Raw genomic sequence first — 13,486 nt, 5'->3', positions numbered from 1 at the left:
AAATAATCGAACACTGGAAATGGAATTCGACGCTGGGCGAGACGATGAAAATCAGTCACATTGTGACAGCCTGGAATATTCATCTGCGTCACTCCAAATCTAGGAGTTTTTGATGATCTTTTTGGATCGTCTTCTTATCAATCTTACCGGACGCGATACGAACCAATGGCTCGGTTGTGACCCGGATGTGCTTTGGGATTTTGAAACCGGCAATCTTGAGCTTCAGATTTGATCTTATGGCGTCGACGTCTACTTCCCGATCAACATATATTGTCGCCGCAACATCCTCGCCCAGCCTTTGGTCGGCTACGCCGTAAACGCTGACCTCAATAATTGCCGGATCGTTTAACATTGCCGATTCCACCTCGGCGCAACCGATATTTTCACCACCCCGAATGATGATCTGTTTCAACCGATCTACGATGTAGAGATATCCATCTTCGTCGAGATAAGCGATATCTCCCGTCCTGAACCAACCACCTTCCAGAAAATCGCCGCTCAAATCTGGTCGGTCCCAATATTTGTGAATCACCGAGGTTCCTCGAACAAGCAATTCTCCGCGCTCTCCGGCCTTTACAAAGTTATCGTCGCTGTCAACAATTCCGAGCTCAAGAACCGCGCTCACCCTGCCCGAACTGGATGGTCGCATTAGATATTCTTCGCCACCGATCGACGTGCCGATCGAGTTGGTTTCAGTCATCCCCCATCCGGTGTTCGGCTTTGCATTCTTGAATGTCTCGTCAATGCCCTTCACTTGAGATTCAGCGCGCGCCGATCCGCCGCCACCCACGGCGAGCAAGCTGCTCACATCTTTATCCTGCTTTTGCGCCGCCAGCATAAGGTCTCCCGTCATTGCGGGCGTTCCAACAAAGCTGACAATTTTTTCTGCCTCAACCAACTCGACAGCGACATTCGGGTCCCATTTGTACATCGCAACAGTCTTCCGCTTTCTGCGGAAACTGGTCAGCAATACAGCAAGAAGTCCGTTGACGTGAAAAAGCGGCATGCCAAGCAAGGCTGCGTCCGGATAATGCGGCTTCGATTGCCCTTTGGGCGCGCCACCGTGGATTGTTGCCCAAACTGCCAGATCAAGCTCCCAGGACAAGAGCGCCGCAATGATGTTGCGGTGCGTCGAGACGGACCCTTTGGGGTGGCCAGTCGATCCCGATGTAAACAAGATGACCGCATCATCATCGGGTTCGATTTGGATATCGGGAAGCTCGCCGTGCTGACGCAGAAGCTGATCGATGGGTGTGGCACGGTCACATGGCTCTGAACGGACCGAAATAAGAGTCAGAAAATCAAGACCACTTTGGAGTTTGACTCTGTCAAGCCGTTCCTGGTCGACTATGGCCACCTTTGCCCCGATATGCCTAATGCCATACTCAAGCTCGTCCGATTCCCACCATGCATTGAGCCCCGCGACGATCCCTCCGATAGAAGTTATCGCCGCAAATGCGAGCGCCCATTCAGGGTAGTTGCGAAGGCCAATTGCGACCCGGTCGCCAGGTTTGACTCCATAGTCATCGATCAGGCGTCTGCCCAGATTTGACGCACGCTGATAGAATTCCTCAAACGTGTAGCGCTCATCATTATAGACAAAAAATGTCTTCTCGCAGCGCGCTTCGCTAATCAGCTGTCTGAGCGAGGTGGGTGCGTTTACGAACCACTTTACCTCGTTTCCATTCACACAGACATTTTGCAGTTCATACTTTCTTCCGGGTGCCGTAAGTTTTGCAATAGCTCTTGCCCTATCCACGATCCCAACCTTTCTAATCCTTCGCTGCAACTTTTGCTCAAATCGGCACAAGACTAATACGCTAACCTGGTGTCTGTGATTGCGCCCACACGATCACGACCTTCCAGCGTTGAACTCCACACCCGGCGTCTGCACATTGTCCTCAAGCCTGATCTGCGGCGCGCATTGCACACCGGGGCGTTCCTTCAGCTTGCATCAATTCTGGATGGACGCCTGGTTGATCGATTGCGCTAGGTGTAAGATTCGGCTTCATCGAGTATCATTTGCGCCCCTTTTTCGCCGATCATGATGGTAGGCGCATTTGTGTTTCCCGATACAATAGAAGGCATGATCGAGGCATCGATAACGCGTAGGTTCCTGATGCCCCTCACCCTAAGTGATGAATCGACAACCGCCATCGGATCACTGTCCGGACCCATCTTGCAGGTGCCAACCGGATGATAGATCGTATCGGCACGGTTTCGAATGTCCTCGATCAATTCATCATCATTATTGCTGGCGGTCGCATATACCGGCTTGCCTCTAATCTCATCGAATGCAGGAGCCTGTAAGATTTGTTGCGCGCGTTTGACTCCGGCAAGCAACGTTGCGACGTCACGCTCATCCTTTAGAAATGCTGGATCGATGAGCGGCGGCGTTGCCGGGTTTGCGTCGGCTAAAGTCAAATTACCATGACTCTTGGGTCTGAGGACACAAACGTGGCAGCTAAATCCGCCGCGGCCGTGCTGTTTTAGTCCGTGTTGATCGACCAATGTGAAGGCAAAATGCAGCTGAATATCCGGCGAACGCTCATCCGGATTGGTGAAATAGAAGGCACCAGATTCATTGAAGTTCGTCGTCAAAATACCGCGCCTTCCGGCAAAATATTTGAATTGGTTCCACGCAACACGAAACACCGAGCGCGCATTTTTGCCCAGAACATGCTCGCTGTCAGATTGGTACATTAAGCAGAAATCTACATGGTCGTAGAGGTTCTCTCCGACACCAGGAAGTTCATGAACCACCTTGATTTTATGCGGATCCAACTTGTCCTTGGCGCCAATGCCCGAAAGCAACAGCAACTGTGGGCTTTGGAACGCGCCGCAAGAAAGAATGACCTCCCGCCTGGCTTTGATTAGCTGCAAGTTGCCGTTTAACTTGACCATCACGCCGGTCGCCTGACCGTTTTCAACCAGAACCTTCTCGACAAATGCTTGTTTGAAGATGGTTAGATTCTTGCGCTTTTCAGCTGGCGTAACATAGGCGAGCGCGGCTGAGCAGCGCTTGCCGCGATCCTGCGTCAACTCATAATAGCCAATGCCTTCCTGAGTTTCGCCGTTGAAATCCTCATTGTAAGGCAGCTGGCAATCCATGCCAGCCTTAATGAACATGTCGTTGAGCGGGTTGGGGCTGCGCGGAGGGGACACGGTTAGGGGGCCGCCCTGCGCGTGATATTCGTTCGCACCCTTAACCCTGTTTTGCGCCTTCTTAAAGAATGGCAGCACCTCTTCGTATGACCAACCCTCATTCCCCAATGCCGCCCAGTGCTCATAATCTTCCTTGGCGCCGCGTATGTATACCATCGCATTTATTGAAGAAGAACCACCCAACACCTTGCCGCGCGGTTGATATCCGCGCCGACCATTCAGCCCCTCCTGTGGCACGGTTTCGAAGCTCCAGTTATGCGGGCCTTTGGGGACCGTGAAGGCGAAGTTGAATGGAATCGAAATCAGCGGATTATTATGAGATCCTCCAGCTTCGAGGAGAGCAACTTGATACTTTCCATTCTCTGACAATCTACTGGCAACTGTGCATCCCGCAGATCCAGCTCCCACCACGACAAAGTCGAATTTGTGCATCCCTCGGTTCCTTACCCATATTGGTGTGCAGCGATACAAAGTCACTAGGCACACTTGCGCAGCAGTCCAAAATCCCAATGTTGGGGCTAATCTGGCACTTCATTTTGACAACTCAAAATAGTCGCAGGTGAGCTAGATGGTCACTGACATTCTTTTTCGAATTATGTGCAATTTCGCTCAAGCGCGATGAAATGATTGAGAAGTGCACGGATCAGTGTTGCCACTTTCCCGGCACCTCGACAGCCGGTAGGTAAACGGATCCACCACGGTTACACACTTGCTATTGCGGACGTTGGGCGGCAGTTCACAAGGACTGTAACTGATATAAATCCAGCCCTCGTCTCGTATCACGCTTCGCAACGCCTGGGCTTGAGAAACGACCCGTCGAACCTGCCAATCAAGTTGCGGCCAGTTCGCTAGTCTTGGCAGAACCGTGTGGTCATAACTTGGCCGCTCAAGCGCCAGTCACTTTCCTGCGGCTGCACCCTTGCCATCACTGCCAGCATCTGGATGAGCGTCGTACTTCGGCGATTCAGGGCTACTTGCAGCGGCTCTCATTTTCAGTTCTCGCAAATTTTCCTCGTGGGATTCCCTACTGATATTGTAGTTCATCAGCACAGCAAGCATGACGAGATAAATACCCGTCACTATGGGCACATAATACGCACCCAAACTCCAGATGGCTTCGTCGGGGACTGCGCTCGCGTCGACCTGTCTTGGAAAGCTCGCCAGATAGAGCACAAAAGACGCGATCAAGATCCCAAGCCCCTGAACACTCTTTTTTGCAAAGGTGATGGACGCAGCCAAAACCCCTTCTGACCGACGCCCAGTTTCCAGCTCGCTTTGTTCAGCGAGATCGGCAAGCATTGAAGCGACAAGGATGTTGAAGCAGATGATGAGGCCGAGATCGACAATTCCAAATATCAGGTTGAACCAGAAAATGAACGGATCGCCATTTGGCGGCAATAGATCAAGCAGCCTGAGACAGATGGGTATCGGGTGCGCCAGAAGCGCCACCATACCCAAGATGATGGCAGCCCTCTTCTTGCCAAGATGTCTTGTCGCTACGGGGGCAAGCGCAAAACCAATCGCTGCCGATACAAATATTCCCAGGGACAGATAGCCTGTCTCGGACGCTGTGAATTCCCAGAAATAGGAAACGAAATAGAGGTGCAAGGAAGCCTTCAGCCCCAATGCAACCGCTCCCAAAATCGCCGCCAGAAACACTGCAAGGAAGGCGCGGTTGGACAGGGTTTCGAAAATCTCCTTGAATATCAATCGCAGCGTGATGTTGCGCTTCGGCGGCGCCTGATTGAGGTGACCGGCCCCCATTGAGTGGTCCGGGTTGATTGTTAGTGCATGATGACCTCCTTGGCCAGTGCTGTCCGCAGGTGGAGCGTAGCGGAACCGGAGGACAGCACTGGCAAAGGAACGGCTTCTGGCGCGGGAGGTCGATAGCCAAGCGAGCTGTGCGGCCTGACTGTGTTGTAGTGTCTCCGCCATGCCTCGATCAGGATTTGGGCTTCGGCAAGGCTGTAAAAGATTTCACCATTGAGCAGTTCGTCGCGCAGGCTGCCGTTGAACGATTCACAATAGCCATTCTCCCAAGGGCTGCCAGGTGTGATGTAAAGCGTCTGGACACCGATCTGTCCCAGCCATTCCTTGACGGCGGTAGCGATAAACTCGGGGCCATTGTCGGACCGTATATGCGCTGGCGGGCCGTGGAGAATGAACAGATCAGCCAACATCGCAAGCACGTCCGTGCTTCTGATCCGGCGTGCAACCAACAAGGCTATACACTCCCGGCTAGCCTCGTCGATGATCGCAAGGATACGGAACTTGCGGCCATCATGGGTTCGGCCCTCGACGAAGTCGTAAGCCCAGACATGTCCCGGATATTCAGGGCGCAGCCGGATGCACGAACCGTCGTTCAGCCACAGCCGTCCGCGCTTGGGCTGCTTCTGCGGTACCTTCAGACCCTCACGTCGCCAGATGCGCTCCACGCGCTTGCGGTTCACATGCCAACCCGCAGATCGCAGCAAAGCCGTGACACGCCGATAGCCATAACGGCCATATTGGCGTGCCAGGGCAATGATATCCTCGGTTAGCGCCTGCTCATCATCCGCCCCGCGCGGGACTTTGCGCTGCGTTGATCGGTGCTGGCCCAGAACGCGGCAGATGCGGCGTTCCGAGACAGGCAGTTCCTTCCGGATATGATCAACGCAGCGCCGTCGTCGCGCAGGGCTTAATAGTTTCCCCGAGCAGCCTCTTGCAGGATCAGCTTGTCGAGAGTGAGATCGGAGATCGCACGGCGAAGCCGTGCATTCTCCTTCTCAAGGTCTTTCATCCGCCGCGCCTGATCGGTCTTCAAACCGCCATACTCCTTGCGCCAACGGTAATAGGTCTGCTCGCTGATCGACAACCGGCGGCACGCATCTGCTGTCGTCCCACCTTGCGCCAGCACAATCTCAGCCTCACGCAGCTTGCCGATAATCTCCTCCGGCGTGTGTTTTTTGAATGGCATTCTTCATTCCCTTCCGTGTCCAAAATAACATTGATTTTGGACCACTCTGAAGGGGGCAGATCAGTTATGCAGCCTCTTTCATTCAAGCGTCATCGCTTTCACCCCGACATCATCCGCCAGGCAGTGTGGTTGTATTTCAGATTCACGCTGAGCCTGCGTGATGTTGAAGACTTGATGGCTGAACGCGGTATCGACGTGACTTACGAGACCATCCGCTGCTGGGTGGATAAGTTTGGTCCAGCCATTGCTGCCAACATTCGCAAGAGACGCCATCGAGCTGATTGCGTGTGGCATTTGGATGAGATGGTTGTCCGGATTAGCGGCAAAAGAATGTTCATGTGGCGGGCTGTGGACAAGGAGGGCGAGGTCCTCGATGTCCTGGTTCAGAAGCGTCGCAACAAGGCAGCAGCGCTGAAATTGCTACGAAAATTACTCAAGCATCAGGGCTTCGTTCCCGACGCTATCGTCACAGATGGCCTGGCTTCCTACGGAGCAGCGCTCCGCGACCTTGGCGCTTTGAAGCGTCATCAACCTGGTCAACTCAAGCATAACAACCGCGCGGAAAACTCACACCTTCCCGTGCGAAGACGGGAGCGAAAGATGCAACTGTTCAAGTCCCAGGGCCAAGCGCAGCGTTTCACCTCAACCCACTCAGCAATCTACAACACATTCAATATCGAGCGTCACCTCGTCTCCCGAAACACAATGCGAAAATACCGAGATCGTGCTTTCGCCGAGTGGCACGCCGTGTCCGCTCCAAATGGGTGAAATTTCAGCAGCGCACTTTAGCTCGCCCCGCGTCGCTTAACCTGACAACGCCGTCGCGCGATTGAATGAGAATGCGAGCTCTGTCTTCATCGGTGTTCAGCAGAGCGGGCCGCTAACAGTTGACAGAGACAGGGCGGTAGAATGGCTACGTGCACCGACCAATCCGAATGGAGTGCCCAACTCGGCCATTCTTTCGGCTTATGTCGCAACAGATGATATTGTTGGCCGCCCGTCTGAGAACTTTCTTATCGATTTTCCCAGCGGACTTGGTGAAGCCGAAGCGAGCGCTTTCGAGCTTCCGTTCGAACACCTTCGCGCTGCGAAATATGATCCACATCGCGACGGTGAGCTTGTTAACTATGTTGACTATCGGACAGATACTGACAGCCAAAACTCTTCGTGGTGGGAGCCGCATCGGGCTAGGCCTGCACTCCGCAATCGACTTGTGAATGCTGGTGATTATCTTGCCACAGCCGAAACAACCGAGCATCGTGTCTTTAGATTTCTTCCAGCAGGGACGGTGCCTGACAAAAGCCTCTACGCTTTTCCTGGCGTTGGATTGGAAGGTTTTGGAGTGTTGCAAAGTCGGTTTCACGAGAATTGGTGTACGTACTTTGGCAATCGAATTGGGGCAGGCAATCAGAGGCGCTACAACGCATCTTATGTGTACCTGACCTTCCCCTTTCCCGAAGGTCTGACCCCCGACATCCCCACTGCCGACTACGCCGATGATCCACGCGCGCAGGCTATTGCGGCAGCGGCGGCGCGGCTCAACGAGTTGCGCGAGAACTGGCTCAACCCGCCTGAGCTTATCGAGCGAGTGCCCGAAGTGGTCGAAGGCTATCCCGACCGCATCCTGCCCAAGGACGAGGCTGCCGCGAAGGAACTGAAAAAACGCACTCTCACCAATCTCTACAACACCCGCCCCGCTTGGCTCGACCATGCCCATCGCGCGCTCGATGAAGCCGTTGCCGAAGCCTACGGCTGGGGCGACGACTATCGCGCTGGAACCCTAACTGACGACGAAATCCTCGCGCGCCTTTTCCGCCTTAATCAGGAAAGGGTATCGGCGTGAGCCGGATAGACCTGCTGACAGCAATGAAAGCTTTGGGCCTATCGGGCGCGATGGCCCTTGAGGACAATCTTCAAGCGATCGAAGACCTTGTTGAGTTTCACTACGACGACGCAGAGAGACTTAATTCGGTTCGAAGTGAGTTTGAAAAGTTTCATCATCCATGGGCGCGATCGATAGTCGAAAGAATCGACGGGCATTTAAACAATATTCGTGATTTTCCGATAGATGAGGAGGATGATCCGAATTTCGACATGGACCCCTTGCTGCCAAGTACTGAAGAGTCGCCTCGATTGACAGCAGAGCAAGAACGCCTTCTTAACCTGATCGACTACGTCGAGGCCACCGAGCGCGATAAGTTGAAAACGGTTCTGGATTATCAGGATCACAAGGCCTTCCGCAAAACCGGGGCGGAGCTTCAAGGATTTCCTGGTGTCGCACTCGATGTCGGGCGCGATGACGATCCGATATGGTTGCGTGTCGACCGGCTGCCGAGGAAGGCACCGCCAGCACCAGAGGACGTAGAGCTATCCGTCTGGCTGACCTATCGCGACGATCCCAAAAGCGAGCCGCGACTTAAGTCCGAAATCTCAGGGGCTGTCCTTGTAGAGGCTGGCCTGATCCCCGCCGAAGATGCACCCGAGCATGTTTCCTTGGAACATTTTGCCGAGCGTGAGATGGTCGAGCTTTTGTTCGAGTACTGGCTTAAGAATGCCTGGTCGAATTGGGTCGAGACCGAAACCCCGCGCCGTGAGACAATTGCGCTCTACAATGCGTTGTTCATGCTGCGCCAACAGCTCGAAGGTGTCAGCGATATCCCGCTTGAGCTGACCTGCGGCATCGGTTTTGCCACGCTGTTTCGAGACGGGAAGCGGTTGCGGTATCCGCTGCTTACGGTCTCGCAGGAAATCAGTCTGAACGAGTTGACCCACGCGATTGAGGTGCGACCGCGTATGGAAGCGGACCCCGGTCTCGAATTGGACGCGCTGGATAAGATGGGGCTGGGCGTGCTGGACCAATGGCGCTCCGCGACTGAGAAATTCCTTGGTGAACTTGAGGAAGAAAGCCTGTCTCCATTTGCCCCGGAGACGTTCGCGCCACCGCTACGCCAGGCCGCCGCTTTGCTTGATCCTGATGCTGTGTACTTACCCGACCAAGATCCAGCGCAGCCCGGGATTATCCCTTCGATTGAAACGCAGTTCAGGATCGGCGATGCGTTTGCATTCTTTCAGCGAGAGCGTCGTGCCACTCAATTGATGGAAGATTTGCGTCAGTTCCGCGCGCTTCTCGAAGATGGAGAAGAGACAACAGAACTGCCGAAGGCAGTGGCCTCCTTGCTTGTTGAGCCTGCTAATGCGGTGAGCGAAGAAGAGTATCCCGAGTTCCGCGGCATCTCCAGCATTCCGGGCGTCACCACTTCTAGCGGGGAGGGGAAGGATCTGTTCTTTCCATTGCCGTTCAACCGTGAGCAGGTCGAAGTGGTGCAGCGACTGGAAGTGCGCCCGGGAGTAGTTGTTCAGGGGCCGCCGGGTACCGGCAAGACGCACACGATCGCAAATATAATCAGTCACTACCTCGCCCTTGGCAAGCGGGTGCTCGTGACATCTCAGAAAGCGCCCGCACTGAGGGTTCTTCGCGACAAGCTACCAGAAGCGGTGCGTCCTCTTGCAGTGAGCCTCCTTGAAAGCGATCGCGACGGCCTTAAGCAGTTTCAGGAATCCGTCGATATCATCGGCGAAAAACTGCAACGGCTGCGGCGGCATGAGTTGCAGGACGAGATTGATGATCTGGACGAGCAGATTGACAGGCTGCACCGGCAATTGGCGCTAATCGATACAGAAGTCGACAAGATCGGACGCGCGGCAATTTCGCCAATCACGCTGGATGGCGACACTTACGAGCCAATGCGCGCCGCTAGAATGGTCGCAGCCTCGCCGGAACTAACAGCTTGGATGCCTGATGATCTGGAGGTTTCATCAACCTGCGATCCAGCATTTTCCGATGCTGACATTGCCGAACTCAGGACGGCTCGGAAGGCAGTTGGTGACGACCTCGCCTATCTGAATGCGTGCCTTCCGGACCTTGAGCGCCTTCCCACAGTCGAAACGCTCCTCAATGCCCACAAGGATCTGTCTAAAGCCGAGCAGATAAGGGAGAGGATAAGCAAGGGCGAACTTCCGGCTTTGCGAGAGGACCGGGATGACACTGTTTCGCGCCTGCGAGACCTGACGGCAAAACTGAAGTCACTATCTGCAGAGGAGCAACGGGTATCAGGGGCACCCTTTGCATGGACTGATGAGCTGCTTCTTTGTCTTGGGCAAACCGGACCGGACGACCGTCTAACCGCGTTGGAGAGCTTGCGCGAAGAGGCTTTAAGGCTTGGAGCCGAGTATCAATACTTCCTGACCAGACCGGTTTTCGTGCCGGAAGAAGCGCTTAGCGATCCGAAGTTTCTTGTTGCGATTGAGAAAGAGGCCGAAGGTAAACCGGCAGTCGGGCTCGTTGGCGGGTTATTCGCTTCCAAACTCAAGGCTCAGCTGGGTGAGGTCACTGTATTGGGCGAACCAGCTTCAACTGCCGACGAATGGAGCGACGTTCAACGATTTGTTACAGCACGGGCTTCAATTCGGCGATTTCAGACAGCGTGGAACAACGTGGTGGCTGGCGGGATCGGTGATCGTCTGGAAGGACAAGAGTTGGGCGTGGCGCAACTCGCAAGACGCCAGTTCGATCATATTGACGCTGCTAATACATTGATCGCAAGTCGTCGAGAGATCCATGCTGCGGTCGATGCTACTTTTGTTTCGTCCCCTGCGTTGCGGGATGGTGATCAGCAGGCAATTCGCGGTCTGCTTGAAGCCGTCGATGCTCATCTTCTGCGATATCGATTGGCTGATGCTGAAGGTTTGCGGACCTCTCTCCTCTCCGAGCTAGAGCCCTGTGAATACGAAATCAGCGCGGAGCTTCGTGCCCTGGCGGCTACGCGTTTGGGCAGCCCGGAAGTATCAATTGATGCACTGGCAGAAGCGTGGAATTCGTTCATTACGCGTCTGAGAGAAGTAAAAGGGAAACACGACGCTTTCGCGAAGATTGCGGAGGTGACAGACCTCATTGAGATGTCAGGTGCGCCAAAATGGGCTCGGCGCTTGAGGTCCAATCCGGTCAATGGTGTTGAGGACGAACTTCTACCCGGTGATTGGGAAAACCGTTGGCGTCTTCGTCGCCTAGAGGGGTGGCTGGATACGAACGACAAGCATCACCGCCTTAGGGAACTCGGCACTGATCGCAGCGAGAAGGAGGTTCTCCTCAAACGAGCATACGAACGCTCGATTGAACTGCGAACCTGGTTGGAGCTCAGCAAGAAGGCTAGTGATGGGGTCAAGGCGGCACTTGCCGCCTATGCAGATGCAGTTCGAAGAATTGGACGAGGTACTGGGAAACGTGCTGGCCGATACAGGCGCCAGGCGCGTGAGGCATCCGATCGCGCCAAGGGCGCTTTGCCATGCTGGATTATGCCGCATTACCGGGTCTCAGAGTCCCTTCCAGCAGATTTGGGACTCTTCGATCTCGTGATCGTTGACGAAGCATCGCAATCGACGGTAGCGGCATTACCCGCCCTACTACGGGCCAAGACAATCCTCATCGTTGGCGATGATAAGCAGGTCAGTCCGGACCTTGTCGGACGCGACCAGACGCGTGCAGATGAACTCGCGGTACGACACCTTTCTGGGCAAGTCCCCGATTATCGGGCTTCGCTACGCGAGGAACAATCGCTGTACGATCTTGGCAAGGTGGTCTTCGCCGGTGGGGCGATCATGCTTACCGAACATTTCCGTTGTGTCGCGCCCATCATCGAATTTTCCAAGGCGCAGTTCTACAATCACAGGCTGAATCCTCTGCGGCTACCGACTGCTTCGGAACGGCTTGATCCTCCCTTGATCGACGTTCGAATTGAAGACGGATATCGACAGGGAGACATTAATCCTCCGGAAGCGGCATATATCGTCGAAGAGATTGAGAGAATCGCATCCGACCCAAAGATGGCAACGCGGACAATCGGCGTAACAACCCTATTGGGTCAAAAGCAGGCAGCTCACATTTATGGCCTGATCGAGCAAAAACTCGGACCAGAGGTGATCGAACAGCACCACCTGCGCGTGGGCGATCCCACAGCTTTTCAGGGTGACGAGCGAGACATCATGTTCATATCGTTGGTTGCTCAAGCGGGTGGTAGCGCTCTGTCGGGAGTCCGATTTGAGCAACGCTTCAACGTCGCCCTTTCGCGAGCATGTGATCGAACGTATTTGGTTCGCTCAGTAGACGTTGAAGCCCTTGGACATGCCGATCAGCTTCGCCGCGCGCTGCTGGACCATTTCCGGATGCCCTTCCCGTCTGATGGTCAAGAGGCCAAGGACCGGCGGGAAAAGTGCGAGTCCGATTTTGAGCGCGAGATGTACGATCTGTTGGTTGAGCGAGGCTATAGAGTCGACACCCAAGTCAAAGTAGGCGATTTTAGGATCGACCTCGTGGTCGAAGGTGAGAATGACCGCCGCGTCGCAATCGAATGCGATGGCGACCGATATCACGGACCTGATCGTTGGGCCTCCGACATGAACCGGCAGCGCATCTTGGAAAGGGCTGGTTGGACAGTTTGGAGGTGCTTCGCATCTCGTTTCGTCAGGGATCAAAGACAGGTGATGGAGGAACTGGTCGGGTTCCTATCCGAGCGTGGTATCCAGCCAGTTGGCGGTTCAGATGAGTGGACCAGTCGACATGTAGAACTAAGAGCTTGGCGTTCCTCTGACTCGACTGAGGATGACGCGCAAGACGAAGTCGATCTACCTACTGAACCCGTTGAGAATTGTGAGGGCCAAGCAGACCATTCGAGCGAAGAACTTGCTACCGTTGTGCCTTCTGACGATGAGGAGCAGGACTCCGCTCGGGTTACTGAAGCTCAGGTTCAAGAGCAGATCTTGCAGCTGATGTCAGATGGACAAGTCTGGAGTAATTCCCAGTTGAAGAAAGCGTTGCCTGACCACCTCCCGCTGTCGTCAGCAGACCGCGCACCTGCGGCTTTCAGGCCGCATGAGGAGAGGTGGGAGGAGCTTGTAAACAACGCGCTCTCCCCATCCCGGAGCAACTCTTTGCATTCGCGCGGTTTGGTCGAAAGTCGAGGCAGGGGGCTGCACCAGCTTACATCCTCATGCGGTAAAGATGAGACGCACATTTCGAGTGATCAATCACGGCAACCGCATGAAACGGTTTATCGTTTGCCTCCTCACGAGGTGGGCCAAGAGTACCAATTTTCCGAACTTTCAGTGCCTGAAGGTGATGGCGATCTGCTTTATGAAGATGCATATCAGCGACGTCTCGAAACAATCGTCGAGGAGGTCATCGAACGTGAGGGGCCCGTCTATCTCGACCTTGTCGTCGAACGGGTCGCCCGTGCGCATGGGAGTTAGCGTCCGCGCTCGTGGTGTAATTTCCGGTGTAGGCGATGGTGTATTCCGGGGTGGGGCATGCCC

Annotated in this window: 7 protein-coding genes; 3 read left to right on the top strand and 4 right to left on the bottom strand. The window is 54.5% G+C overall.

The window, feature by feature from the left end; all coding sequences use genetic code 11:
• Positions 1-88: 88 nt before the first annotated feature.
• From ACFSAG_RS07005 to ACFSAG_RS06990, 4 genes are all read right to left on the bottom strand, one after another.
• Complete coding sequence (locus tag ACFSAG_RS07005; RefSeq protein ID WP_172709792.1) at positions 89-1,759, bottom strand: class I adenylate-forming enzyme family protein; 1,671 nt, start codon at positions 1,757-1,759, stop codon at positions 89-91.
• A 230-nt stretch (positions 1,760-1,989) separates the two neighbouring features.
• Positions 1,990-3,597: a GMC family oxidoreductase gene (locus ACFSAG_RS07000; RefSeq protein WP_381512863.1), complete on the bottom strand. Its 1,608-nt coding sequence runs from the start codon at positions 3,595-3,597 to the stop codon at positions 1,990-1,992.
• A 465-nt stretch (positions 3,598-4,062) separates the two neighbouring features.
• The gene (locus ACFSAG_RS06995; RefSeq protein WP_381512860.1) at positions 4,063-4,929 is read right to left on the bottom strand and encodes an MFS transporter; all 867 of its coding nucleotides are present in this window, start codon (positions 4,927-4,929) and stop codon (positions 4,063-4,065) included.
• Between the two features lie 20 nt (positions 4,930-4,949).
• A protein-coding gene (locus ACFSAG_RS06990; RefSeq protein WP_381512857.1) for an IS3 family transposase occupies positions 4,950-6,121 on the bottom strand; the annotation gives its coding sequence in 2 pieces (ribosomal slippage) (positions 4,950-5,857 and positions 5,857-6,121; 1,173 coding nt in all).
• A 66-nt stretch (positions 6,122-6,187) separates the two neighbouring features.
• On the opposite strand from ACFSAG_RS06990, the gene ACFSAG_RS06985 reads away from it, so the two are divergent.
• The 3 genes from ACFSAG_RS06985 (at position 6,188) to ACFSAG_RS06975 (ending at position 13,423) form a co-directional block, all read left to right on the top strand.
• Positions 6,188-6,889 (top strand): IS6 family transposase, encoded by a 702-nt coding sequence (locus ACFSAG_RS06985; RefSeq protein WP_381512854.1) that lies wholly within the window; start codon positions 6,188-6,190, stop codon positions 6,887-6,889.
• Between the two features lie 664 nt (positions 6,890-7,553).
• Complete coding sequence (locus ACFSAG_RS06980; RefSeq protein ID WP_054588531.1) at positions 7,554-7,964, top strand: type IIL restriction-modification enzyme MmeI; 411 nt, start codon at positions 7,554-7,556, stop codon at positions 7,962-7,964.
• Between the two features lie 50 nt (positions 7,965-8,014).
• Complete coding sequence (locus ACFSAG_RS06975) at positions 8,015-13,423, top strand: DUF3320 domain-containing protein (protein ID WP_381512850.1); 5,409 nt, start codon at positions 8,015-8,017, stop codon at positions 13,421-13,423.
• Positions 13,424-13,486 lie beyond the last annotated feature (63 nt).

The sequence above is a fragment of the Sphingorhabdus buctiana genome, from assembly GCF_042680825.1.
Taxonomy (GTDB): domain Bacteria; phylum Pseudomonadota; class Alphaproteobacteria; order Sphingomonadales; family Sphingomonadaceae; genus Sphingorhabdus_B; species Sphingorhabdus_B buctiana.
Note: the sequence above shows the minus strand (reverse complement) of the source record. Positions and strands in the feature narration are given on the sequence as shown.

Coding starts and splice junctions, on each gene's coding strand:
- ACFSAG_RS07000 (WP_381512863.1), bottom strand. CDS start 3,597: ATGCACAAATTCGACTTTGTCGTGGTGGGAGCTGGATCTGCGGGATGC.
- ACFSAG_RS06995 (WP_381512860.1), bottom strand. CDS start 4,929: ATGGGGGCCGGTCACCTCAATCAGGCGCCGCCGAAGCGCAACATCACG.
- ACFSAG_RS06985 (WP_381512854.1), top strand. CDS start 6,188: ATGCAGCCTCTTTCATTCAAGCGTCATCGCTTTCACCCCGACATCATC.
- ACFSAG_RS06975 (WP_381512850.1), top strand. CDS start 8,015: ATGGCCCTTGAGGACAATCTTCAAGCGATCGAAGACCTTGTTGAGTTT.